The 23,527-nt window shown below is 69.2% G+C and carries 28 protein-coding genes; 11 read left to right on the top strand and 17 right to left on the bottom strand.

Annotation, left to right across the window (positions count from 1 at the left end; translation table 11 throughout):
- Positions 1-144: 144 nt before the first annotated feature.
- From AC07PA_RS00580 to AC07PA_RS00590, 3 genes are read right to left on the bottom strand one after another with little or no spacing between them, the layout of a single operon-like run.
- Positions 145-633: a DUF1579 domain-containing protein gene (locus AC07PA_RS00580; RefSeq protein WP_494603968.1), complete on the bottom strand. Its 489-nt coding sequence runs from the start codon at positions 631-633 to the stop codon at positions 145-147.
- Between the two features lie 27 nt (positions 634-660).
- Positions 661-1,008, bottom strand: a complete 348-nt coding sequence (locus AC07PA_RS00585; RefSeq protein WP_494604138.1) for a GFA family protein — start codon at positions 1,006-1,008, stop codon at positions 661-663.
- Positions 1,009-1,037: 29 nt separating this feature from the next.
- On the bottom strand, positions 1,038-1,472 hold the full coding sequence (locus AC07PA_RS00590) for a VOC family protein (protein ID WP_007849851.1): 435 nt from the start codon (positions 1,470-1,472) through the stop codon (positions 1,038-1,040).
- A 108-nt stretch (positions 1,473-1,580) separates the two neighbouring features.
- On the opposite strand from AC07PA_RS00590, the gene AC07PA_RS00595 reads away from it, so the two are divergent.
- Complete coding sequence (locus AC07PA_RS00595) at positions 1,581-2,243, top strand: TetR/AcrR family transcriptional regulator (RefSeq protein ID WP_035202251.1); 663 nt, start codon at positions 1,581-1,583, stop codon at positions 2,241-2,243.
- Here the strand turns inward: AC07PA_RS00595 and AC07PA_RS00600 are convergent.
- Positions 2,240-3,226: a helix-turn-helix transcriptional regulator gene (locus AC07PA_RS00600; protein WP_494603965.1), complete on the bottom strand. Its 987-nt coding sequence runs from the start codon at positions 3,224-3,226 to the stop codon at positions 2,240-2,242. The genes AC07PA_RS00595 and AC07PA_RS00600 overlap by 4 nt on opposite strands.
- 121 nt (positions 3,227-3,347) lie before the next feature.
- On the opposite strand from AC07PA_RS00600, the gene AC07PA_RS00605 reads away from it, so the two are divergent.
- Together AC07PA_RS00605 and AC07PA_RS00610 are read left to right on the top strand one after the other, a co-directional pair.
- A complete protein-coding gene (locus AC07PA_RS00605) occupies positions 3,348-4,085 on the top strand; it encodes an NIPSNAP family protein (RefSeq protein ID WP_494603963.1) in 738 nt (245 codons plus the stop codon).
- A gap of 25 nt (positions 4,086-4,110) precedes the next feature.
- Complete coding sequence (locus tag AC07PA_RS00610; protein ID WP_494603961.1) at positions 4,111-4,632, top strand: hypothetical protein; 522 nt, start codon at positions 4,111-4,113, stop codon at positions 4,630-4,632.
- On the opposite strand, the gene AC07PA_RS00615 is transcribed toward AC07PA_RS00610, so the two are convergent.
- Positions 4,629-5,525, bottom strand: a complete 897-nt coding sequence (locus tag AC07PA_RS00615; RefSeq protein ID WP_494603959.1) for a LysR family transcriptional regulator — start codon at positions 5,523-5,525, stop codon at positions 4,629-4,631. The two genes, AC07PA_RS00610 and AC07PA_RS00615, sit on opposite strands and share 4 nt — an antisense overlap.
- Positions 5,526-5,639: 114 nt before the next feature.
- Between AC07PA_RS00615 and AC07PA_RS00620 the strand changes: the two genes are divergently transcribed.
- Positions 5,640-6,398 (top strand): SDR family oxidoreductase, encoded by a 759-nt coding sequence (locus AC07PA_RS00620; RefSeq protein WP_494603957.1) that lies wholly within the window; start codon positions 5,640-5,642, stop codon positions 6,396-6,398.
- An 18-nt stretch (positions 6,399-6,416) separates the two neighbouring features.
- Here AC07PA_RS00620 and AC07PA_RS00625 read toward each other — a convergent pair whose 3' ends face one another.
- Complete coding sequence (locus tag AC07PA_RS00625; RefSeq protein ID WP_494603955.1) at positions 6,417-7,289, bottom strand: oxidoreductase; 873 nt, start codon at positions 7,287-7,289, stop codon at positions 6,417-6,419.
- 153 nt (positions 7,290-7,442) lie between these two features.
- On the opposite strand from AC07PA_RS00625, the gene AC07PA_RS00630 reads away from it, so the two are divergent.
- Together AC07PA_RS00630 and AC07PA_RS00635 are read left to right on the top strand one after the other, a co-directional pair.
- Positions 7,443-8,417 (top strand): LysR family transcriptional regulator, encoded by a 975-nt coding sequence (locus tag AC07PA_RS00630; protein WP_494603953.1) that lies wholly within the window; start codon positions 7,443-7,445, stop codon positions 8,415-8,417.
- 151 nt (positions 8,418-8,568) lie between these two features.
- On the top strand, positions 8,569-9,078 hold the full coding sequence (locus tag AC07PA_RS00635; protein ID WP_494603951.1) for an SRPBCC family protein: 510 nt from the start codon (positions 8,569-8,571) through the stop codon (positions 9,076-9,078).
- Between the two features lie 6 nt (positions 9,079-9,084).
- Here the strand turns inward: AC07PA_RS00635 and AC07PA_RS00640 are convergent, their stop codons facing one another.
- Complete coding sequence (locus AC07PA_RS00640; protein ID WP_494603949.1) at positions 9,085-9,954, bottom strand: hypothetical protein; 870 nt, start codon at positions 9,952-9,954, stop codon at positions 9,085-9,087.
- A 29-nt stretch (positions 9,955-9,983) separates the two neighbouring features.
- Positions 9,984-10,907, bottom strand: a complete 924-nt coding sequence (locus tag AC07PA_RS00645) for a LysR substrate-binding domain-containing protein (RefSeq protein WP_494603947.1) — start codon at positions 10,905-10,907, stop codon at positions 9,984-9,986.
- A gap of 134 nt (positions 10,908-11,041) precedes the next feature.
- Between AC07PA_RS00645 and AC07PA_RS00650 the strand changes: the two genes are divergently transcribed.
- Positions 11,042-11,743, top strand: a complete 702-nt coding sequence (locus AC07PA_RS00650) for a glutathione S-transferase family protein (RefSeq protein ID WP_494603945.1) — start codon at positions 11,042-11,044, stop codon at positions 11,741-11,743.
- Between the two features lie 147 nt (positions 11,744-11,890).
- Here the strand turns inward: AC07PA_RS00650 and AC07PA_RS00655 are convergent, their stop codons facing one another.
- Positions 11,891-12,682: an SDR family oxidoreductase gene (locus tag AC07PA_RS00655; protein WP_007849811.1), complete on the bottom strand. Its 792-nt coding sequence runs from the start codon at positions 12,680-12,682 to the stop codon at positions 11,891-11,893.
- 124 nt (positions 12,683-12,806) lie between these two features.
- Here AC07PA_RS00655 and AC07PA_RS00660 point away from each other — a divergent pair, with 124 nt between their 5' ends.
- Positions 12,807-13,730 carry a LysR family transcriptional regulator gene (locus AC07PA_RS00660; protein ID WP_494603942.1) on the top strand — a complete coding sequence of 308 codons (924 nt, stop codon included), beginning with the start codon at positions 12,807-12,809 and terminating at the stop codon, positions 13,728-13,730.
- A 55-nt stretch (positions 13,731-13,785) separates the two neighbouring features.
- Here the strand turns inward: AC07PA_RS00660 and AC07PA_RS00665 are convergent, their stop codons facing one another.
- Positions 13,786-14,358 carry a hypothetical protein gene (locus tag AC07PA_RS00665; protein WP_007849805.1) on the bottom strand — a complete coding sequence of 191 codons (573 nt, stop codon included), beginning with the start codon at positions 14,356-14,358 and terminating at the stop codon, positions 13,786-13,788.
- A gap of 47 nt (positions 14,359-14,405) precedes the next feature.
- On the opposite strand from AC07PA_RS00665, the gene AC07PA_RS00670 reads away from it, so the two are divergent.
- Both AC07PA_RS00670 and AC07PA_RS00675 read left to right on the top strand, forming a co-directional pair.
- The gene (locus AC07PA_RS00670) at positions 14,406-15,290 is read left to right on the top strand and encodes a helix-turn-helix transcriptional regulator (RefSeq protein ID WP_494603940.1); all 885 of its coding nucleotides are present in this window, start codon (positions 14,406-14,408) and stop codon (positions 15,288-15,290) included.
- 76 nt (positions 15,291-15,366) lie between these two features.
- Positions 15,367-16,269, top strand: a complete 903-nt coding sequence (locus AC07PA_RS00675; protein WP_494603938.1) for a DMT family transporter — start codon at positions 15,367-15,369, stop codon at positions 16,267-16,269.
- A gap of 10 nt (positions 16,270-16,279) precedes the next feature.
- Here the strand turns inward: AC07PA_RS00675 and AC07PA_RS00680 are convergent, their stop codons facing one another.
- The 7 genes from AC07PA_RS00680 to AC07PA_RS00710 form a co-directional block, all read right to left on the bottom strand.
- Positions 16,280-16,531 carry a hypothetical protein gene (locus tag AC07PA_RS00680; protein ID WP_007849794.1) on the bottom strand — a complete coding sequence of 84 codons (252 nt, stop codon included), beginning with the start codon at positions 16,529-16,531 and terminating at the stop codon, positions 16,280-16,282.
- A 67-nt stretch (positions 16,532-16,598) separates the two neighbouring features.
- Positions 16,599-17,105 carry a GNAT family N-acetyltransferase gene (locus tag AC07PA_RS00685; protein ID WP_494603935.1) on the bottom strand — a complete coding sequence of 169 codons (507 nt, stop codon included), beginning with the start codon at positions 17,103-17,105 and terminating at the stop codon, positions 16,599-16,601.
- A 54-nt stretch (positions 17,106-17,159) separates the two neighbouring features.
- On the bottom strand, positions 17,160-18,038 hold the full coding sequence (locus AC07PA_RS00690; RefSeq protein WP_494603933.1) for a PA4780 family RIO1-like protein kinase: 879 nt from the start codon (positions 18,036-18,038) through the stop codon (positions 17,160-17,162).
- A gap of 27 nt (positions 18,039-18,065) precedes the next feature.
- Positions 18,066-18,815, bottom strand: coding sequence for a tRNA-uridine aminocarboxypropyltransferase (locus AC07PA_RS00695; protein ID WP_494603931.1), 750 nt, complete (start codon positions 18,813-18,815; stop codon positions 18,066-18,068).
- Positions 18,812-19,447 carry a class I SAM-dependent methyltransferase gene (locus AC07PA_RS00700; protein WP_007849770.1) on the bottom strand — a complete coding sequence of 212 codons (636 nt, stop codon included), beginning with the start codon at positions 19,445-19,447 and terminating at the stop codon, positions 18,812-18,814. The genes AC07PA_RS00695 and AC07PA_RS00700 overlap by 4 nt, the downstream gene beginning before the upstream one ends.
- An 81-nt stretch (positions 19,448-19,528) precedes the next feature.
- Positions 19,529-20,104 carry a hypothetical protein gene (locus AC07PA_RS00705; RefSeq protein WP_007849767.1) on the bottom strand — a complete coding sequence of 192 codons (576 nt, stop codon included), beginning with the start codon at positions 20,102-20,104 and terminating at the stop codon, positions 19,529-19,531.
- Between the two features lie 145 nt (positions 20,105-20,249).
- Positions 20,250-21,002 (bottom strand): tyrosine-protein phosphatase, encoded by a 753-nt coding sequence (locus tag AC07PA_RS00710; protein WP_494603928.1) that lies wholly within the window; start codon positions 21,000-21,002, stop codon positions 20,250-20,252.
- Between the two features lie 379 nt (positions 21,003-21,381).
- Here AC07PA_RS00710 and AC07PA_RS00715 point away from each other — a divergent pair, with 379 nt between their 5' ends.
- Entirely contained in the window at positions 21,382-23,502 is a 2,121-nt protein-coding gene (locus AC07PA_RS00715) for a TonB-dependent receptor family protein (protein ID WP_494603926.1), read from the top strand.
- Positions 23,503-23,527 lie beyond the last annotated feature (25 nt).

The raw sequence follows: 23,527 nt of genomic DNA on the forward strand, positions 1-23,527 counted from the left end.
GCCAGGATGCGCCAGCGGAAGTGCCATCCATGGGACGGTGCGGTGCACGCCGCAGGACAATCCCCGCGTCCTGCGCGTGAACCGGCTGCGCGCGGACCAGCGTGGCAGCCTCCGGTGCGAAGCGACGTGGTGGGCGATGCGGGCTCAGGAGGTCTTGCGGCGATACCTTGCTGTCATGAACTCCTTCCAGCTGCCATCGGGCTGCTGGGTGGCGGAGGTCAGCGTGCGCTCGTTGGGGCCGACGATGGTGATGGTGTCGCGGTACTTCGCGGTGCCGCCATCGCCAGCGAAACTCGGGCCTTCAGTCTCGAGCGGAAGCACCTTTTCGCTGGCGTCGAGCGTGCCGCGGTAGACCCACATGTGGGTCATCATCGAGCCGATCCAGGTGCCGATGAAGGCCTTTTTCTCGGGGTCGTAGCCCAGCGTGATGAGCATGCGCGCATCGCCGCCACCGGGCATGGTGCCCGTGCCTTCGCCCAGCACCCACAGCTCGCCGAGCTGGCGCACATGCTCGGTGCCGGTGGTGGTCATGGGCGGCTCGCCGGGCCCTGCGTCGCAAGTGGATTCGCAGGTCCAGTCGCCGAGCAGTTGCTGCAGCCAGAGGTGCTGCGCCTGGGGTTCGGGGTTCATCATGGTGGGTCTCCTTGAAGGGCAGGTGGTCTACATCGCCAGTCCGTCGTGGTGGTGCACGGGAATGGCGCCGAGGTCCACACCGTCGAGCGTGCGCAGGTTCACGGCGGCCATCTTGTGGCCCGCCGGGTGCATGCCTTCGCCGAAGGTGTGGATACCGCAGGCCGGACAGAAGCGGTGCGTGATGACGTGTTTGTGGAAGGTGTAGCTGCCCAGGTCCGCCGCGGGCGTGGTCAGCCGCAACTGGGCGTGCGGCACGAACCACAGCAGCGAGCCGCGCCGGCGGCACATGGTGCAGTTGCAGGCCAGGGCGCTGTCGATGGTGCCCTCCACTTCGAACGCCACCTTGCCGCAGTGGCAGCTGCCTGTGTAGCGCAGGGGCTGGGCTCCTGGCGAGGCTGCCGCGGTCATTGGGGCACCACCACCATCCACGACACGCCGAAGCGGTCTGCCACCATGCCGAAGGCGGGCGAGAAGAAAGTCTTGCCCAGAGGCATCTGCACCTGGCCGCCCGTGGCCAGCGCGTCGAAAAGGCGCTTGGCCTCGGTTTCCGTCTCGGGCGCCAGCGACAGCGAGATGCCCTGGAAGCTGGGCTTGCCCGAGCCCATGCCGTCGGACGCCATGACCTGGGTGTCGCCCACATTGAACGAGGCGTGCATGACCATCTCGGGCTGGGGCCCGGGGCCGCTGCTGCCATCGACGGAGCAACCCGCACCGGCGGCCGGCTCGGGGTTGTCTTTGTAGCGCATGAGCATGGTCACCTCGGCGCCCAGGGCCGTGCGGTAGAACTCAAGCGCCTCTTCGCAGCGGCCTTCAAAGAACAGGTACGGTTCGACTTTCATGGGGGATCTCCTTGGATGGAAAGGGGTCAAGAGCGGATGCCCATGCATTGTGGACACCGTTCACAAACAATAGCAGAGATAATGGACAGTGTCCACATTGCACTCCAGATGTCCGTAACCACCCGCAACAGCGTCCCCACAGCCCCCCCGGCCGCCCGCAGCACCTACCGCCATGGCGACCTGCGCCGCGCCTTGCTCGACGCCGGCATCGAACTGGCGCGCCAGGGCGGGCCCGACGCCGTGGTGCTGCGCGAGGCCACGCGCCGCGCGGGCGTGGCGCCCAATGCGGCCTACCGCCATTTCGCCAACCGGCAGGACCTGCTGGCGGCCGTGCGCGCCGCCGCCGTGGCCGCCGTGGCCCAGGCCATGGAGGCCGAGATGGCCGGCGTGCCCACCGGCGGCACGCCCACCGAGCAGGCCCATGCCCGGGTGCGCGCCGTGGGTGCCGGCTACATGCGCTTCGCGCACGCCGAGACGGGGCTGTTCCGCACTGCGTTCGGCGGGCAGTTCAGCGTGGAGCAGGACCCCGACCCCGCCATGGGTGGCCTGACCGGCCTGAACCCGTTCGAACACCTGTCGGCCGCGCTCGACGACCTGGTGAAAGCCGGCGCACTGCCGGCCGAGCGCCGCCCGGGCGCCGAGTACCTGGCCTGGTCCACCGTGCACGGCATGGCCTTGCTGAGCATCGACGGGCCGCTGCGCGGCACGCCGGGCGACATGCAACAGCTGCTGGGCCAGCGGCTGCTGGACATGGTCGAGCGGGGGCTTTAGTCCAGCTTGTAGAGCCGGGCTGTCGCCTGGACGCGCTCTATCAGCGCCCGCCGCAACGCCGCCGGGCGCAGCACCTCCACTTCGGGTGACTGGCGCATCAACTGGCCGCAGGCGTGCGCGACCGACTCGATGGGGATGGTGAGCGCCACCCGCCCATCCTTGCGGTGCGAACGCGGGGCCGCTGCCACTGCCCGCGCCACGGCGCTGCTCAGTGCGGCGAGGCCCTTGAGCCCCGCTGGCGTGGCCAGCAGTTCGGCCTCGCCGGTGTAGAGGCTGGACTCGAAGCGGCGAATGGAATCGCCCCAGTACCGGGGCAGATCGAAGCGCGCCGGGCGCCGCACGGGAGTGCCCAGTGCCGTGGCCGCGCGGATGTTGGCGACGCGGTAGGTGCGCGGCCCATGGTCGGTGGGCGCCTTGTCCACCGGCTGCGCCACCAGGTACCAGACGCCCGCCTTGAGCACCAGCCCCAGTGGGGCCACGGCACGCTCCACCGTGTCGGCCCAGCTTTCGTAGCGCAGGGCCAGCTGCTCGCCGCTCCAGACGGCGGCGGCCACGGTGGCCAGGTGGGGCGTGGGCGCACTCTCGCGGTACCAGTCCACCGGGTCGAGGTGCAGGCGGTCGCTCACGCGCCGGGCATCCTCGCGCCACGGGGCCGGCAGCGCGGCCAGCAGCTTCAGGCGCGCGCCCTCCACGTCACCGCCCAGGCCCAGGTCACCGGCCGGGCCGGGCAGCCCGCTCAGGAACACGGCCTGCGCTTCGGACGGGGTGAGGCCGGTGAGCGTGGTCTTCCATCCCGGCAGCAGGGCAAAGCCGCCGTTGCGACCGCGTTCGGCATAGACCGGCACACCCGCGGCGGTGAGCTGGTCCACATCGCGGTACAGCGTGCGCACCGAGATCTCCAGCGCCTCGGCAAGCGCCTGCGCACTCATGCGCCCGCGGGTTTCGAGCAGCATCTGGATGGACAACAGGCGGCTGGCGCGCATGGGGACTCGGAAGAGAAGGGACTGGCATGCAGTATGCCGCGAATACCTGCCATACCTTGGCAGGTATTGCGCCCCAGACTGCAGTCTTCTCTTTCGCCTGAAACCACCAAGGAAGTCCCGCATGCCTACCACCACCCCCTCGATTGCCGACTGCTCCATCGTCGAGCTGCGCCAGTACACCCTGCACTCCGGGCAGCGCGACGTGCTCATCGACCTGTTCGACCGCGAGTTCCTCGAAACCCAGGAGCGCGAAGGCATGCGCGTGATCGGCCAGTTCCGCGACCTCGGCCAGCCGGACCTGTTCGTCTGGCTGCGCGGCTTTGCCGACATGGCGGCGCGCCAGCAGGCACTCGAAGCCTTCTATGGCGGCCCGGTGTGGGCTGCGCACCGCGATGCGGCCAATGCCACCATGGTCGATTCGGACAACGTGCTGCTGCTGCACCCGGCCTGGCCCGGAGCAGCCGATGGCCTGCCCGCGAACCGCGCCGCTGTGGGTGCCAGCGGCACGGCCCCGGGCCTGCTCGATGCCACGGTCTTCTACTTGAAGGAGCCCGCAATGCCCGAGCTGTTGGCTTACTGCCGCGAGCGCATGGACCCCGCGCTGCGCGCGGGTGGCGCACTCCAAACCGCCTGGTACGCCAGCGATGCGGGCCCCAACAGCTTTCCCCGCCTGCCGGTGCGCGAAGGCGAGCACGTGCTGCTGGGCCTGGCGCTGTTCCGCGATGTGGCGGCGTTCGATACCTTTGCGCAGGGCGGGGCCTGGCAGCGCGATGTGGCGCCCGGCCTGGCCCCCTGGCTGGCCCGCGCACCCGAGGCCCACCGGCTGCAGCCCACGGCGCGCTCGGCCCTGCACGCATGACGCACGCCCATCCCGGAGACACCCCATGCCGATCACCTCACCCACTGGCGATGCCCACGACTTCGACTTTCTGATGGGCCCCTGGCGCATCCGCAACACCCGCCTCGTGCAACGGCTTGCGGGCTGCACCGACTGGGAAACCTTCGACGCCACCGGCACGGCGCGGCCGCTGTCCGGCGGCATCGGCAACTGCGATGACTTCATCCCCGAGGCCTGGAATGCAGGCTACGTGGGCATGGCGCTGCGCCTGTTCAACCCCCAGGCGCAGCGCTGGAGCATCTACTGGCTGGACAATGTGACGGGCGGGCTGGACACGGCCACGGGCCAGCTGCTGCCACCGGTGAGCGGCGGTTTCGCGGGCACGGACCAAGGCGTCTTCTTCGGCCAGGAAGTGTTCGAGGGCCAGCCCGTCCAGGTGCGGTTCGAGTGGGCCAGGAACCTCGCCACCGGCATGCCGCGCTGGGAGCAGGCCTTCTCGGACGATGGCGGGCAGACCTGGGAGACCAACTGGGTCATGGAGTTCTCCCGTCCGCTACAGGCCGACTAACGCGCGTTCGCCATCACCTCGGCCAGCCAGTCCACGAACACGCGCACGCGCGGCGAAAGCTGGCGGCTGTGCGGATAGAGCACGGTCACCGGCAGGGGCGCGGGGCGGCAATCGGCCAGCACCTCGACCAGGCTGCCGTCGGCCAGCTGCGGCTCCAGGTGGTAGCGCGGCACCTGGATGATCCCCAGCCCCGCCGTGCAGCAGGCCACATAGGCAAACGCATCGGTGACCGACACCGCGCCCTTGAGCTGCACGCTGCGCGGCACGCCGTCGACCACGAAGTCCAGGGGCATGGGCTTGCCCGTGCGTGACGACAGGTAGTTCACCGCGCGGTGGCCCCGCAAGTCGTCCACGCTGCGGGGCACGCCATGGCGCGCCAGGTATTCGCGGCTGGCACAGGTCACCTGCGCGAGCTGCGCCACGCGCCGGCCCACCATGCTGGAGTCGGCCGGCTCGCCGCCGCGCATCACGCAGTCCACGCGCTCGCGCACCAGGTCTACCAGGCGGTCGCCCACGCCCAGTTCCAGCTCCACGCCGGGGTAGCGCGCAAAGAACTCGCCGATGCGCGGCAGCACGAAATACCGTGCCAGGGTACCCTGCAGATCCACGCGCAGCTTGCCCTTGGGCTGCTGACCGGCGGTGGCGAAGGCCGCCTCGGTCTCGTCGAGGTCGGCCAGCAGCTGCTGGCAGCGCCCGTAGTAGGCCTCTCCGTCCTGCGTCGGCGCCACATGGCGCGTGGTACGGTGCAGCAGGCGCGCACCCAGGCGCTTTTCCAGCTGCTGCACGGCCAGGGTCACCGTGGCGCGGGGCAGTTGCAGGTCTTCCGCGGCCTGCGTGAAGCTGCCCAGCTCCACGATGCGGGTGAACAGGCGCATGGCGTCGAATCGGTCCATGGGGAGCAGGGCTTGGTTGTTGGTATTTTTTGAACAGTCATGGCATTTATTGGGCCTTTATCAAACCCAGCGCCAACAGAACAATACACCCATCACCACCGTTCAGGAGTTTTCATGGCCACCAACGACCCATCCACCCACCGCCCCGTCGCCATCGTCACCGGGTCCTCGCGCGGCATCGGCGCCGCGATTGCCCAGCGCCTGGGGCGCGATGGCTTCAGCGTGGTGGTCAACTACGCCGGCAGTGCGGCCGAGGCCGAAGTGGTGGCGCAGTCCATCACTGAGGCCGGCGGGCAGGCCATCGCCGTGCAGGCCGACGTGGCCGATGCCACCGCCGTGGCTCGCCTGTTCGACCAGGCCACCGAGGCCTTCGGCCGCGTGGACGTGCTGGTGAACAACGCGGGCGTGATGCCCCCGCACACGCCACACCTGGCCGATACCGACGATGCCACCTTCGACCGGCTGATCGCCATCAACCTCAGGGGCAGCTTCAACACCCTGCGCGAGGCCGCGCGCCGGCTCGAGCCGGGCGGGCGCATCGTGAACTTCTCCACCAGCGTGGTCGGCACCGCGATGCCCGGCTACGCGGTGTACGCCGCCACCAAGAGCGCGGTGGAAACCATGACGCTGATCCTGGCCAAGGAACTGCGTGGCAAGAACATCACCGTGAACGCCGTAGCCCCCGGCCCCACGGCCACGGCCCTGTTCCTGGACGGCAAGACGCCCGAGCTCGTCGAGCGCCTGGCGCAGATGAACCCGCTGGGCCGCCTGGGCACGCCGGACGACATCGCGGGCACCGTGTCCTTCCTGGTCGGGCCTGATGGCGCGTGGATCAATGGCCAGACATTGCGCGCCAACGGCGGCATGGTCTGACCCACCGCTGGCGCAGGCTCACGCCGCAGCCTGCTGCGGGAAGTCCGTGGAGGCTGCCAGCTCGCGCCAGGCGGCCGTTTCCTTTTCCACAAAGGCGTGCTTCTCGGCAATGGCCTGCAGCGTGTCGGTGCCCAGCGGCAGGCGCAGCGGCGGCGTGGGGCTGGCTACCAGCTGCATCATGGCCTGGGCCAGGCGCACGGGGTCGCCGGGCTGGTTCAGGTTGATGCGGCGGGCGGCTTCGCGGATCACGCCGGCGCTGGGGGCGTAGTCCTCCAGCACCAGCGGGGAGACCGCGAGCGAGGCCGTGTCGAGGAACTCCGTGCGAAAGTAACCGGGCTCCACCACCGTGGCGTGGATGCCCAGCGGCGCCAGTTCGGCGTGCAGCGCCTCGGTGATGCCTTCCACCGCGAACTTGGTCGAGCAGTACACGCCAAAGCCCGCGGCAGAACGCACCCCGCCCAGCGACGAGATGTTGATGACATGGCCGGTACGGCGCGCACGCATGGCGGGCAGCACGGCGCGCGTCACGTTCAGCAGGCCGAACACATTGGTTTCGTAGAGGCTGCGCACCTCGTCGGCGGTGGCCTCCTCCACCGCGCCCAGCAACCCGTAGCCGGCGTTGTTGACCAGCACGTCGATGCGGCCGAAGCGATCGAGCGCTGCACCCACGGCATGGCGGGCCTGGGCCTCGTCGGTCACGTCCAGGGCCAAGGGCAGCAGCGCATCGCTGGCGCCCAGGCGGCGCGTGATCGATTCGGTATTGCGCGAGGTGGCCACCACGGCATCGCCCTGGGCCAGCGCGGCCTCGGCAATGCGGGCACCGATGCCGCGCGAGGCACCGGTGATCAACCAGATGCGGGGGAAGGAAGGGGAAGAAGCATGGGCAGTCATGGCAGAAGTCCTTGGAAGGGTTGAATTTCGGGGTTCTGGCAGACGCGGTGCGTTGCCATGGGGGTGAACTTTAGGCACACCATTGCCATCGCACTAGCCCATAATCGCTGACTTCATTGGCAATAAATTCTTGCCAATCTCCGGAGCTTTGTCATGGCCATGAACGAATTGCGCGCGATTTCCACCTTTGCCAAGGCCGCCGAGCTGGGCAGCCTGCGCCAGGCGGCTTCGGCCCAGGGCATCACCCCGCAGGCCGCCAGCCTGGCGCTGGGGCAGCTCGAATCGCACCTGGGCGTGCGGCTGTTCCACCGCACCACGCGCAGCCTGAGCCTGACCGAGGAGGGCCGCCAGTTCCTCGACGCCGCGCAGCCCGGTCTGGCCACGCTGCAGCGCGCCGTACACGGGGCGCGGCGCGGGCGCGAGGAGATCGCCGGGCCGCTGCGCATCACCGCGCCGCGAGCCATGATGCTGGAGGTGATCTGGCCCGTGGTCGACGAATTCGTGCGCCGCTACCCACAGGTGGAGCCCGACGTGCAGCTCGAGGACCGCATCGGCAACTGGGTCGAAGACCGGGTGGACGTGGGCTTCCGCTCGGGCTATCCGCCCGAAGGCGGGGTCATCGCGCGCCGGCTGCTGTGGCTGCAGCTGGTGGTGTGCGCCACGCCGGACTACCTGGCGCGCCACGGCACGCCCACGCGCATCGAAGACCTGGCGCAGCACCGCTGCAGCGGCTTTCGCCACCCGACCACGGGCAAGCCCATGCCCTGGGAATTCCAGGTGGGCGAGGACATCGTGGCCCACGCCATTCCGCCGGCCTTCTGCACCAACGACATCGAGCTTGAGGCGCGCGCCGTGCTGGGCGGCCATGCCATCGGCCAGCTCGTGGGCGTGACGGCCGCGCCCCTGGTGCGCAGCGGCCAGCTGGTGCCGGTGCTGACCGGCTTTGTCCCCCGGCACCTGGGCCTGTACGTGTACTACGGCAGCCGCGCGGCCCAGCCGGCGCGCGTGCGCGCCTTCATCGACCTGGCCGTGGAGATGCTGGCGGACAACCCGTTGTTCAGCCTGGGCGCCCAGGAACTGGCGGGCGCGGCGCCCAAGCCCCGCAGGCGCCGGCAAACCCCCGCTTGAAGCCGGTTTGTACACCGTTCTTTCGCTGCGGGAAGGGGCAATTGTTCACGGTTTGGCCAACAGTCCGTTTGAGAAAACGGTATTTATCGTTTCCGCCTTCCACAATACATTCGATCCACTCCCCCTCCCGCACGAACCGGACGCCACCACCATGCCCACCTTTGCCGCCACGGTCCAGACGCATATCAAGGCCTCGCCCGCCCAGGCGTTCCAGTTCATCGCGCCCGTCGACCCGACCACGCTGTTCACCGGCTACGGCCCCCTGCCGGCGGTGACCGGCACCAGCGACCAGACGGGCCCCTGGGACGCCCCGGGGCAGACGCGCACGGTGGCCATGTCCGATGGCAGCAGCGTGCAGGAGGGGCTCAAGCACTACCGCCCGGCCCAGTACTTCGCCTACACCGTGAGCGGCTTCACCGGCGTGCTGCGCTGGCTGGCCACGGGGGCCGACGGCGCCTGGTGGTTCGACCCAGAGGCCAATGGCACGCAGACCACGGTGCGCTGGCGCCATGCCTTCCATGCGCGCTCGAAGTGGGCGGCGCCGGTGCTCTGGCTGCTGGCCAGCGTGCTGTGGCGCGGCTACATGCGCAAGGCGCTGCGCCTGGCCAAGGCACAGATCGAGAGGGTGCCGCGCGCGCCCGCGGGTGCGCTGTCAGCCTGAGCGGCGTTAGCGGGCGGTCTCGAAGAAGGGTTTGCCCTGGATGGCCGATGGGCTGACGGTGAAGGTCTTCACGGGCACTAGGGGCTTGTCCTGCCCCTCCTTGAGCGGACGTGGAACGCCGGGCTTGAAGGCTGGGTCGATACAGCCACTGCGCACCGCCTTGATGATCTCGGGGTTCAGGGGCCGGCGCTGGCCCAGTCGGCTGCCCGACAGGAACAGCACCTGCCCCTTGAGTTCGGCACGCTGGTCCATGAGCGGCATGGCCTGCAACTCGTCAAAACCCACGCGCACGGCGTTGCCGCCTTCCAGCCGGTACTGCACCACCTTCACCGCCGATGGCTTGCCAGGGCTCCCTTCCACAACATCGCCCAGGTAGAAATAGCGCACCGACTCGGCCGGCATGGCGGGCAGCTTGTAGCTTTCGGACCAGTTGCTGTTGCCCTCCGTGAACAAAGGGCGCAGGGTGCTGGGAGCCACGTCGTCCGCCGACACGGCGAACACCGGCGCGCGGGCATTGGACAGCGTGTAGCCATGGAAGTCGAACTCCACCATGGCGCCCTGCGCGTCCACCTTGCGGGCGAATGCGGGAAACAGGGTTTCTTCCTGCCGCACCTGCTGCAGCCGGACACCACTGCCCTCGGCCTTCCAGCGGCCGGCCGCCACCATGTCCAGTGCACCACCGGTGAAGGCGAAACAGTAGGTGTTGTCATCGAGCAGCGCAAGCTGGGCCACGGTGTCCACCGAGCCCCCGCGGTACTCGCCCACATAGCCGGACTCGGCCGGGGTGACGGCACCGGCGGTGAAGGCGGCCCACAGGGTGGCCAAGGCCACCGCAGTGGTGCGGGCATTGCGCAGGAAGTGGGGGGTGTGGTGCACGGCAGGGTCCCGGGTGGAATGGTGGGCCACTATAAGGCCCTGGGCTCCTCGAACCCGCGGTAGCGCGCCAGGCCCTCGGCCAGGAAGTCCACGGCCGCGCGCACCGAGGGCAGTTGCCCGCGCCGGTGCGAGATCAGCAAGGTGGTGGTCATGCTTGCGCCATAGCGGAAATCTGCCAGCAGCCGCACCAGGCGGCCGGCCTCGATATCGGGCTGGCACAGGCCGCGCGGCAGGCAGCCGATGCCCACGCCCGCCAGGGCCGCCCGCAGCAAGGTCCAGGGCTCGTCGGCAAAGAAGCGCGGCACCGGCCGCACGCCGATGGCCTCGCCATCGCGCAGAAAAGTCCACACCTGGGCCGATGGCGCGGGCGACAGCAGCAGGGCGTCGTGCGCAGCCAGATCACGCGGATGCACCGGTGCACCGTGCGCCGCCAGGTAGCCCGGCGAGGCCACGGCGTAGAACGGCTCGTGGCCCACGCGCCGCTGCACCAGGTCCGAATCGGGCAGCGGGGCGGAGTGGTCGCGCACCCCGATGTCGAAGCCCTCCTGCACCAGGTCCACGAAGCGATCGGTGGCGTGCAGCATCACCTGCAGCCGGGGATGCCGCGCCGCCAGCGCGGGCAGCAGCTCGGCCAGCACCAGCTGGGCCGTGGTGACCGAGGCCGTGAGGCGCACGATGCCCGCCGGCTCGGCCTGCAGGCCACGCACCACGCTCTCGGCCGCCTCGGCCTCGACCAGCATCGCGGCGGCATGGCGGTAGAAGGCCTGGCCGGTGTCGCTCACCACGAACACCCGCGAACTGCGCTGTATCAGGCGCACGCCCAGCGTGGCCTCGAGCTGCGCCACGCGCTTGCTCAGCGTGGACTTGGGCACCTCCAGCGCCCGCGCGGCAGCAGCAAACCCGCCATGGTCCACCACGCGCACAAACCACTGCAGGTCATTGAGATTGAGCATGCAGGCATCCTCGCAGCCCAAGGGGGCGTTCATCGTTCACAAAAGGAGACGATGAGTCTACTTTCACCCGACTACCCAAGCAAAGGCCACATTCGTATCTTTGGTGATTGTTCCCACAACCCAAGGATCTGCAAATGACACCGACCCTTTTCTATGGCGTACCCCAGGGCTGCTCGCTGGCCAGCACCATCGCGCTCGAATGGCTGGGAGCGCCGTACGCGCTCTCGCGCGTCGAGATGCTCGAGCACCCCTGGCCCGCGGCCTTCGCACGCATCAACCCACAGAACCTGACGCCCGCCTATGTGACGGCCGAGGGCGGCACGCTCACCGAGAGCGTGGCCATCCTGCAGCACCTGGCGGCGCGCAACGGCCACCAACTCGGCTACCCGCAGGGCAGCCCGGAGTACGACCGGCTCAACCAGGCGCTGGCCTACCTGGCCACGGATTTCTTCGCGGCCTTCGCGCCGCTGTGGGCCGCCTACGAAATGGCCACCGACCCGCCGCGCCAGGAAACACTGCGCGACCTGGGCCGCCCCCAGGTGGCCAAGGGCTGCGCCTACCTGGACCGGCTGCTCGCAGGGCGCGAATGGATGGATGGCGGCGACAAGAAGACCGTGGCCGACGCCTACCTGGTGGCCGTGGCGCGCTGGGCCGAGTACCACGGTGTGCTGCAGGTCGCAGCCTACCCGCACCTGGCGGCCCACCTCGCCAAGCTGCGCGCCGACCCCGCCGTGGTGTTCGCCGATGCCATCGAGCGGCAGCAACCCGCCACCAGCAGCGGCGGATTCCAGGGGCATGTGGCGCTGGATGACGTGGTGGCAAAGCTACCGGTCTGATCTCCGCGCGGCCGAAGAGACTGGCGCGGCCCAGGCCAGCGCTCCCGCGCAAGGGCCGCCCCGCCGCGCTGGGAGCGTCCCCCTCCCGCGTTGCGCAGCAACGCGAGAGAGGGGTGAAGGCGCGAAGCGACTCAGGGGGTGCTTCGCCTACGCGGCGAACCCGCCATCAATCAGCAGGCTGGCACCCGTGACCATGCCCGACTCGGGCCCGGCCAGGTAGGCCACCATGCCGGCGATCTCGGCTGGGTCGGCGTGGCGGTCCAGCGCCATCAGGCCGTGCATGTCCTTGGCCATGGGCCCGTCGGCAGGGTTCATGTCGGTGTTGACCGGGCCGGGCTGCACGTTGTTGACCGTGATGCCGCGCGGACCCAGGTCGCGTGCCAGGCCCTTGGTGAGCCCCACGATGGCGGCCTTGCTCATGCCGTAGACGCTGAAGCCGGCCCAGGGCAGGCGCTCGGAATTGGTGCTGCCGATGGTGATCACGCGGCCGTAGGCACCGCCCTGGCCCATGTGGCGCACGGCGGCCTGGGTGGCGACGAACACACCGCGCACGTTGATCGCCAGCGTGCGGTCCAGGTCTTCGAGCGGAACGCTGCCGACCTCGCCCATGATGGCGACGCCGGCGTTGTTGACCAGGATGTCCAGGCGGCCCAGATCGCGCGCGGCACCGTCGATGGCGGCCGTGATGGCCTGGGCATCGGCGCTGTCGGCGCGCAGCGCCAGCGCGCGGCCGCCGGCGGCCTCGATCTCGGCGGCCAGCGCCTTGGCCGGTGCGTCGTTGCTGGTGTAGGTGAAGGCCACGGCAGCGCCATCGCGCGCCAGGCGGCGCACGATGGCGGCACCGATGCCGCGCGAGCCGCCGGTGACAAAGGCGGCCTTGCCGGCCAGGACGGCGGTGGTGGCAACAGGGGAGGAAGAAGCAGAGGAAGCGACAGACATGGTGGACTCCGGTAGGTGGACCAGTGAATGCACTGGCAACACCTGCAGTGTCGGCAAACCATTGCATTGCTGGTAGCCATGAATGGGATGTACCTGTTTCAACTTCCAGTTGAAAATAGCAGGCATGCAGCCCCTCAGCCATCTCGAATCCTTCGTGAAGTCCGCCGAATCCGGCAGCTTCTCGGCCGCCGCCCGGCTCATGGGCCTGACGCCTGCCGCCGTGAGCAAGAACGTGGCGCGGCTGGAGCAGAGCCTCTCCGTGCGCCTGTTCCAGCGCAGCACGCGGCGCCTGGTGCTGACCGAGGGGGGCCAGCGCCTGTTGCAGCAGATCAGCACGCCGCTGGCCACGCTGGCCGACGCCGTGCAGCATGCGGCCGAGGCCGATCGCCAGCCTGCAGGCACGCTCAAGGTCAGCATGGGCCAGGCCTTCGGCCGTGCCTACCTGGTGCCGCTGCTGGGCGAGTTCCTCGCGCGCTACCCGGCCATCCAGCCCGACTGGCGCTTCGAGAACCGGCAGGTGGACCTGGTCGGCGAGGGCTTCGACGCGGGCATCGGCGGCGGGCTGAACCTCAACCCCGGCATGGTGGCGCGCACGCTGGGCACGATCCACATCGTGGCCGTGGCATCGCGCGCCCAGCTGCAGGGCCGCAAGCCGCCGCGCCACCCGTCGGACCTGGCGCAATGGGACGGCATTGCGCGCCGCTCGATCCAGACGGGCCGCATCCACGTCACCACGCTGCGCGACAAGGCCGGTGATGCGGCAGCCGCCGAGCTGCGCCCGCGCATCGTCTTCGACGACCCCGAGGCCATGTGCCAGGCCGCACTGATGGGCCTGGGCGTGGCCTTGCTGCCCATGCCGTTCGCCCAGCCCTGGCTGGCCAGCGGCGACCTGGTGCGGCTGCTGCCGGGCTGGTGGTCGGACGCGGGACCGACCTCGCTGTACTACCCGGACAAGAAGCTGCTTCCCGCGCGCACGCGGGTCTTCGTGGACTTCATCATCGAGCAGTTCGGCCAGCGTGGCTTTGCGCAGCGGGTGCGCGGGGATTGATGTCCGCGCAACCCACCGAACAAGGCCATTGAGCGCTGGGCGCCCCCGACTTGCTTCACGGAGCCGGTTTGTTCACGAAGGCAATGGACAGGCCCTTGGCGGTCACGGTGATGGCCCCGGGCTGCATGCCCAGGCCGTCGAGCACGGCGAGATCCTGCGGCCGCAGCCGGTGCAGCACCACCTCGCGCAGCGATTGCTCGGCCAGGGCGGGGCCGTAACCATTGAGCAGCGCCACCACCTCGGGCCGCAGGCTCGGGAAATCCAGCCGCCCCACACGCAATTGGTGGGCGCGCAGGCTGCGATCGCCGGGCTCGTAGCGCAGGGCGAATTCCACCTCCAGCGTGCCGCTGTGGCGGCGCCTGAGCGCAGGGCCGGCGGCGCTCAGCGCGAAGGCCGCAGCCAGGCGGTTGCTTTCGGGCAGCAGCGACAGGCCCGGGGCCTGCACGTCCACATCCACCAGGCCCGCCATGGGATAGCGCAGCGGAAAGCGCAGCGCCACGGCCTCCTGCAGTTGCTCCGCGGAGACGGTGTAGGCCGGCTGGGCCCGGGCGTTGCGGATGGCCGCCAGCACGAGGCCGCCCAAGGCCAGACGGCGCCCCCCGGCAGCAAGGAAGATTCGGCGATGCATTCAGTGGCTCCTTGGTGTGGCGGGTGGCCATTGGCAATAATGTCCGGATGAAGCCCGCAGCGCCCACCCACCAATGCCAGGTCTTCGGCTCGCCCTGGGAAGGGGTGTACGGTACGCACATCGAAAGTTCCCGCCACTATGGCAGGCATTGGCATGCAGTCTATGGCCTGGGGCTTCTCGACGATGGCGCGCAGAGTTCGGCCAGCGGGCGCGGCCCGGTGGATGCCTATGCGGGCGACCTGATCACCACCAACCCCGGCGAAGTGCACGACGGCCAGCCGCTGGGCGGCCCTTCGCGCCGCTGGCGCATGGTGTACCTGGAACCCTCGGTGGTGCATGCCATGGCGGGCGACCTGGCCACGGCATCGCCCCACGGTGTGGCCCTGGCCCGCCCGGTGATCCAGGGCGACGCGGCGCTCCGCGAGGCCCTGCACCAGTTGCTACAGCGGCTCGCGCACTGGAGCGCGACACCACAGGCCGCGGCCAGCCTGACCGCGCTTGCCTGTGAAGAAGCGCTGGTACAGACCTGCGCCCTGCTGCTGGGCCGCCATGCCAATGCTCCGCGCGCACATGGGCTGGGCGCGGATGCCTCGGCCGAGGTGCGCCAGGTGCGCGACCAGCTGGCCGATGCGCCACTGGCGCCCCCCACGCTCACGCAGTTGGCCGCGATGGCCGGCCTGGGCAAGTACCAGTTGCTGCGCCGCTTCACCCAGGCCTACGGCCTGCCACCCCACGCCTGGCTGCTGCAGCAGCGTGCCGAGCGCGCCCGCAGCCTGGTGCAGCGCGGCACCAGCCTGGCTGAGGCGGCGGCAGACTGCGGCTTTGCTGACCAGAGCCACATGACGCGCATCTTCGCGCGGCAGTTCGGCTTTACACCCGGTGCCTGGCAGAAGGCCGCCGCAGGCTGGCAGCGCCGGCCACTGCCGCAATAACGTTCAAGACCCATCGCGCCCAGGAATCCACACTGCCTGCCATGTTCATATACAGGCAAGGCGGTACGCGATGGGGATGTCGGAATCATGGAAGGGCCCGCTGCTGTGCAGCCTGGCCATGGTGCTCGTGGGCAGCACGGTGGTGGTCAGCAAGCCCATCGCGCAGGACATCGAGCCTTTTGCGGCCACCGTGCTGCGCCATGCCCTGGCCCTGCCGGTGTTCCTTGTGCTCATGCGCTGGAGTGGCCAGCAGTTGCCGCGCGTGGGGCGGCGCGACGCGCTGCTGCTCACCGTGCAGGCGGCGGCGGGCAGCGTGGGCTACTCGGTGCTGCTGATCCTGGGTGTGGCGCTCGCCAGCGCCGCGGATGCCGGCATCGTGGCCGGCACGCTGCCAGCGGCCGCCGCGCTGTTCTCGGCGCTGCTGCTGGGCGAGCGGCCGGGCCACAGGCTGGTGCTGTCCATTGCGCTGGCCACCGCCGGGGTGATGGCCGTGGCCATGGCGCCCGATGGCGCAGCGCAGGGAGGCGCCAGCACCCGGCTGGCGGGCATTGCCCTGGTGCTGGCCGCCGTGGCCTGCGAGGCGGTGTTCATTCTGGCCAACAAGCGCTTGTCGCAGCCCATCCCGGCCCTGGCGTTGTCCACACTGATGTCGGGGGGCGGACTCCTGCTGTCGGTCCTGCCGGCGTGGCTGGTGGCGCAGGCATCGCCCTCCTCCTTCACAGCAGCGGCTCTGGCCGGGGTGTTGTACTACGCCTGGGTGCCCACGGTGGGCGGCTTTCTGCTCTGGTACGCGGGCAGTGCCCGCACCAGCGGTGTGCGCGCATCCCTGGCCACAGTATGGCTGCCGGTGTCAGCCCTGCTGCTGTCGGTGGTGTTCCTGGGGGAATCCGTCCGCAGCTGGCAGTGGCTGGGCCTGGGCTGCGTGGTGGCGGCCCTGCTGCTGGCTTCGCTGCCCCCAGCGCGGATGCCCGGGGATTGACGAAGCGCGCTCAGCGCCCTACGACGGACCAGCCTGCATGCAGGTTGGTCTTGTCGTTCTCGTACTCCCAGGCGGTGCCGCAGCGGTCGCACTGGTAGCGGGTGAAGGTCACCTGGCCGTGCTCGCGGTCTTCCTTGCGGTTGCTGCGCTGCACCAGCTCGGCATGGCCTGGGGCGCGGCGCCAGTTGCGCTGGATGCCCTTGCAGGACTCGCACAGCTCCATGGGTTTGAGTTCGGTCTGCCGTTCGTGTTGTTTGGTCATGGGAAAGGCCTTGCCGTTCTGGGATGGTGGGGTCGTGTCGAAGGGGCGCCTGTGCAGGGCCACCCCGCTATTGTCCCACCCCTGCGCCGCCGGGCAGAAGCACCTTGGCCATGCGGGCATTGGCGAGAACCACGCCGTGGCGCTCCACCTGCTGGCGGGCTTCGACCACAAAGCCGCTTTTGGCGAAGAAGGGCTCGGCCGTGAGGCTCACATCGGCCCACAGGCGCTCGGTGCTGCGCAGCGCGGCCTGGGCATGGATGTATGCCATCAGCGCCCGGGCCACGCCCTGACCGGCATGGGCGGGCGCGACGAAGAAATGGTCGATATAGCCGCTGGCCTGCAGATCCGAGAAGCCGGCGATGTGCACCACCGTCCCTGCCGTTACCTCAGCGACAAAGGGCTGGTTGGCCTCCAGACGGGCGTTCCACTGCACGGCGTCGTGCACCAGCGGCGCCCAGGCATTGCGCTGCGCCAGGCTGTACTGCGCGGCGGTCAGGCCATGCACGGCGGCGTGGAACAGCGCACGCAATGCGGGCGCGTCGCCCGGGCGGAAGTTGCGGATCACGGGGGTCATGGCGGCGGGGCGGGCAATGGCAAGGGGCGCCGATTGTGCCCGAGGCCGCTGCAACTATGCCGCGGTGGCCATGCGCAGGCGGCGCGCGGCTTCTTCGGCGCGGGCGTCCTCGATCTCGCGCAGCACGCCCTGCATGTCCACGTCGGTGTGCTCTGGCGCGTAGATGCCGGTGAGCGGCGTCTCGTTGGTCAGCAGCCCGCCCTGGTACAGGCTCCAGATCTCGGGGCCGTACTGGGTGGCGAGCAGCTCGGGCGCGAACTGGCCGAAGAAGTCGCGCAGGTTGGCCACATCGCGCATCAGCATGCGCGGCGCATGGTTGTTGCCGGCGGCATCCACGGCCTGCGGCAGGTCGATGATGACCGGGCCGTCCACGCCCTCTTCACCCTCGGCCCCGGGCAGGTGCGCCAGCAGGATGTTGAACTCCGAGAGGTCGCCATGCACCACGCCCGCGCAAAGCATGCGCACGACCTCGGCGATCAGCGTGGCGTGGTGGGTGCGGGCCTGTTCAGGCGTGAAGGACACGTCGTTCAGGCGCGGTGCCGCATCGCCATGGGCATCGGTCACCAGCTCCATGAGCAGCACGCCTTCGTGGAAGTTGTAGGGCTGGGGCACGCGCACCCCGGCCGCGGCCAGGCGGTACAGGGCATCCACCTCGGCGCTCTGCCAGGCGGCCTCCTGCTCCTGGCGGCCGAACTTGCTGCCCTTGGCCATGGCGCGGGCCGAACGCGAGTTCTTGACCTTGCGGTTCTCGGTGTAGTCCACGGCCTGGCGGAAGCTGCGGTGGGTGGCTTCCTTGTAGATCTTGGCGCAGCGCGTGTCCTCGCCACTGCGCACCACGAAGACCATGGCCTCCTTGCCACTCATGAGCTGCCGGACCACGGTGTCGATCAGGCCTTCCTCGATGAGGGACTGCAGGCGGGGTGGAGCTTTCATGGGCGCATTGTGCACCTTCGATGCACGTCAGGCGCGCAGTGCCTGCAACCTCAGGTGCACCTCATCGCCATGGTCCACCGGCAACTGGTGCTTGGACTGCAGGTAGTGGTTGGTGAACACATCGAGGTAGGCCTCGAGCGTCTGGGCCGCATGGCCTTCGCCCGACAGCTCCATGCACAACGCCGCCACTTCGGAGGTACAGAAATGGTCCTCGCGCGTGGAGCGGCGCAGCCGGTAGCGCGACAGCTGCTCGGGCGCGAGGCTGAGTACCGGAAACGCATCGATGTACGGGCTCTTGCGGAACATCTTGCGTGCCTCGGGCCAGGTGGCATCGAGCAGGATGAACAGCGGGCGTTTGCCACCCTGCACCGGCTCCACCGCCGTCACCACGCGCTCGGGCGCCACGAATTCGCCAGGGAACACCACATACGGCTGCCACTGCGGGTCGGCGAGCAGGGTGAGCAACCCAGGGTCGACCTCGGTGCGCGCCCAGCCGAAGGCCCAGGTGTCGGCCACCACGTCGGCAATCAGCCAGCCGGTGTTGCTGGGCTTGAGCGGCTCGATGTCAGCCATGAGCAGACACACGCCGGCCTGCGGAGTCAGCAGCGGGCGCAAGGCGCACAGGCAGTGGCTGGGCACCAGGCGGCAGCCTGGGCAGCGCTCGCCACGCGGGCCGCCCCGGGCCAGGAAGGGCTTGGCGCTGCGCGCCAGCCGCGCTGCACGCAGGCGCGACACGGCGTGGGGCAGGGCCGGCACCGGTGCAGCGGCAGCCGTCACTGGCCGCCCGCGTGTTCGAGTGCGAACAGGGGCAGCTCGGTCTTGGGGCTCAGCCACACACCGCCGCCCAGCTCGGTGAAGCCCTCGCCCAGCGTGCGGCGGTACAGCTGCGCGGGGTGGCGGAACATCCGGGGGTCGGTCAGGGTCTCGTCCACGATGTCCTGCTCCCAGTCCTCGCGCGTGACCGCCTCCACGTACAGGGCGCCGCGGCTGAGCCCCGCCAGGTTGCGCATGGCCTTCTGCACGTCGGCCTCGTTCAGGTAGGGCAGCACGCCCTGGCAGATCACCAGGTCGTAGGGTGTGCGTGCCTGGTAGTCGACCACCGAGCCCTGCTCCCAGCCAAAGCGGCCGCACAGGTACTGGCTGTACTCGACACCGTGGAACGTGGCCTTGGGAAAATGCCGGGCCACGATGTCGCGCCACAGCCCGATGCCGCAGCCCACGTCCAGCACGCGCCGCACCGGCACGCGCAGGTACTGCAGGTAGCTGCAGACGAAGGCACCGAGCCGATCGGTGTGCGCCGGGTCGACCACGCTGGTCTTCTTGTCGAAATAGAAACGCTCGTAGTAGGCCGCGTCGAAGCCATCGGCACTGGCGCTCTGGCCGGTACGGTTTGCAGAAGTCACTGCCATTCCTTGTGGCGCGGATGGATCGCCGAACCCGGGAGTATCGCCCACGAACCGGCGCTCATCGGCGCCGCGGCCCTGCCTGTCTCACTTCGCTGGCGCGGGGGTCCACACGGGATTGAGCAGGCGCTCCAGCCGGGCATAGGAGGCTTCGAGCCGCACCAGGGCCTGGTCGATGAGCGCGTTGGTCATGGTGATCTTGGTGCCGTTGGCTTCCACGGGCTTGCCCTTGGCAACCAGCGCCAGGGATTCGCGGAACGCCTTGTCCTTGGCCAGCACGGCATCGGTCGGGAGCTTGCGCATCTGCATCATCTCCAGACGGGTCTTGAGGGCCGACTCGTAGCTCTTGTCCACCACCGGCTTGCGCTGCTTGATGCTGGCCTTGTAGCTGACCACCGTCGCACGCTCCATCTCGAGGTTGTTCTTGAGCGCGAAGGCCACGCGCTCCAGAGCACCGCGACTCACGGCGGCCTCGGGATCCTGGAGGCCGGACCAGAACTCGCGGTGCACATCTTCGGTCAGTACGGCGTCGTCCTTGAACATGGACATGATCACAGCCTGGCGCTCCGCCTCGGTCTGAGCCGCCATGGCCGCTGGCGACAGTGCGGAGAAGGACAGCGCGAGCACCAGGCTCGCGCGCAGGCATTGCTTGCGGAAATTCATTCGAAACTCTCTTGGAAAGCGGTCGGCACAGGGAAGCCGTGGACTATGCCACCGCTGCAACGCCTGCATGTAAACGCCAGGTATCAGCGTGTAAACGGACTGGCACCGTATGCCACTTCGCACCGGCCCCCGGCGCCCGAGCACATCAGCGCTGCGGCTGCAGGTACTGCGCCGCCAGTTGCCGCTGGGCCGCCGCATCCACCCCGAGCACGTCCACCAAGTAGGTCGGCACGCCGCCGTAGTCCTGGTCGACCATGTGCAGCGCAGCGTCGAGGAATTCCTCCTGCACGCGCCACAGCACGGCCAGCACCTCTTCGGGCGCGTGGCTGCCCATGCCGACAGGGCGGCGGTAGAGGTTGTTGGTGAGCAGGTAGTCCTGCATCACAGTCGCGCGCGGCACGCCCAGGGCCAGCAGGATCAGCGCGGCGGCAAAGCCGGTGCGGTCCTTTCCGGCGGTGCAGTGGAACACCGTGGGGGCATCGCTGGCCAGCAGCAGGCGGAACAGTTCGGCAAAGCGCGGTGCGTTCTCGTGCACGAAGCCACGGTAGGTGTCCTGCATCAGGCCCACGGCGTCCTGCGCGGTGAGCGCACGGCCGGTGGCCTGCAGCTCCAGCGCGCGCTGCACCACCGTGGGCTCAATGACCAGCGGGTGGTAGGCCACACCGGGGATGGCATAGGCATATGCCGCGCCCTCGGCCTTGCCGCGAAAGTCGATGGCGCGGCTGACGCCCAGCTCGGCGAGCAGGGCCTGGTCGGCCGGGGTCAGCCCGGCCAGGTGGTCGGAGCGGAAGATGCGGCGCCACTTCACGGCCCGGCCGTCCTGCCCGACGTAGCCGCCCAGGTCGCGGAAATTGGTGGCGCCGGCCATGGGCAGGGAACGGGTGGGATCTTGGTGCATGGAGAAGCGGCGATCCCCCAGGAGGGACCGGGTGATTGGTTCAGCAGAGCACCCAGCTTAGCCGAGCCCGGTGTTCACCACCTGTCGCCCACGCTGTGGCCCCGCGGCGAGCGGGGCGAACAGAGCGGCCGCTTGCGCATGCCGCACCCGGCCGGGCCGCGCGGACCTGATGCGCACACGCAACAGTCAGCACGCAAGCCCTGGCCGATCCCGCCCTGCAGCGCAGCGAGCGCCCTGGGCGGGGCGCATATTTTGGATGCATGAATGATAATTACTATCATTGACATTGTAAGAACAGGTTTCCAGCCGGTCTCGCGCGGTGCATGCAAAGCACCCGCCCGTGACCGGCACAGAACCACACCGCACCGGGGAAATTCACATGACGACACGACACACCAAGGCACCCGCTTTGACACCGAAGCTCACCCGCTGCGCCGCAGCCGTCGCACTGGCCTGGCTGGGCGCGCCGCTGGCACTGCATGCGCAAGATGCGTCGCCTGCGGGCGACAGCGCCTCGCCGGCGCTGGAAACCATCCAGATCACGGGCAGCTGGCTCGGCACAGGCCTGCAGAACAGCGTGAAGAATTTCGCGGGCGCCCGCACCGTGGTGGACAAGGAAAAGATCGACGGCACGGGCGCGGCCAACATCGGCGAAGTCCTGCGCCGCATCCCTGGCGTGCAGGCCACCGAGAACTCGGGCACCGCGGGCAGCGCGATCTCGCTGAACATCGGCGTGCGCGGCCTGACCGGGCGCTACAGCCCGCGCTCCACCATCCTGCTCGACGGCGTGCCGCTGGCGGTGGCGCCCTACGGCCAACCCCAGCTGTCGTTCGCGCCGGTGAGCCTGAACAACATCGAGTCCATCGACGTGGTGCGCGGTGGTGGTGCCGTGCGCTTTGGCCCGCAGAACGTGGGTGGCATCATCAACTTCACGAGCCGCGCCATCCCCTCCAAGCCCGGCCTCACGGGTGACGTGACCGTGCGCCACAACAGCTACAGCGAAGGCGGCCAGGACAACACACAGTACAGCACCTTCCTGGGCTCGCAGCTGGACAACGGCCTGGGCCTGGCACTTCTGTATTCGGGCATGACCGGCAGCAGCTGGCGCCAGGGCAGCGACGAGAAGGTCAACGACCTGGCCTTCAAGTTCCGCTACGAACTGACCGGCAGCTCCGAGGTCTACGGCAAGGTCTCCTACTACGACGTCAACTCGCGCACGCCCGGCGGCCTGACGGTGGCGCAGTTCAACGCCAACCCCTTCCAGAACACGCGCCCCACCGACTACTGGAATGGCGAGCGCAAGGGCCTGGACATGGGCTACATCAACACGATCTCCGACAACCAGGAGTTCGAGGTGCGCGCCTACTACAACGACAGCACGCGCAAGAGCACGCTGATCAACGCCACCAGCACACAGCTGGCGCACCAGCCACGCGACTACGAGGTGCTGGGCATCGAGCCGCGCTACACCCAGCGCGTGCAACTGGGCGCCACCACGCACGACGTGACGGCCGGCTACCGCTTCCTGCGCGAGCGCGGCAACGACCGGGCCTACAACCAAACCATCGCCACGGGCGCGAACAGCGTCACCACCCGCTTCGACAATGCCACCGACGCGCACGCCGTCTACATCGATGACCGCATCGCCTTCGGTGCCTGGCGCGTGACGCCGGGCGTGCGCTTCGAGCACATCGAGACGAACCGCGAGGACCGTGCCTCCACCCAGCGCTTCGACACCACCAACAACAAGGCGCTGCCTTCGCTCAACGTGGCCTACCTGGTGAACCCGGCGCTCACGCTGTTCGCCAACTACGGCACCTCGTTCGGCCCGGTGCAGAACATCCAGCTCAATTCGCAGACGGCCACCAACCCGCTCAAGCCCGAGTTGGCCAAGACCGCCGAAGTGGGTGCGCGCTGGCAGACCCCGCAGATCCGCGCCGAACTCACGGCCTTCAAGATCCGCTTCGACAACCAGATCCTGCAGGTGCCCGGCATCACGCCAGCCACCTTCCAGAACATCGGCGCCACCAGCCATGAGGGCATCGAGGCCGCCATCGACTACAGCTTCGACAAGGCCAGCGCACTGGCGGGCCTGAACGTGTACGCCAACTACAGCTACACCAAGGCGATCCAGAAGTCGGGCACCACGGCCGGCCTGGACGTGCCCTTCTACTCGCGCAACACCGACACGCTGGGCGCACGCTACCAGCTCGGCGACTGGGCCTTCAACCTGGCCAGCACGCACCAGAGCGCGCAGTACGCCGATGCGGCCAACACCTTCGCCGAACCCGCCGACGCCCGCCTGGGCCGCATCCCGGGCTTTCGCCTGTGGAACATCCAGGCCGACTGGAAGGTGCCCGGCTACAAGGGCAGCAGCATTGCCGTGGGCGTGAACAACCTGGCCGACAAGCGCTACTACACGCGCAATGTGGACGGCAACCCCGGCCGCATGGTCGGCGCGCCGCGCATGCTCTACGTCCAGGGCCGTCTGGCGTTCTGATGCCGTTCACCGAGTGCGCTCGCTG

Source organism: Acidovorax sp. GW821-FHT09B03 (genome assembly GCF_059418305.1).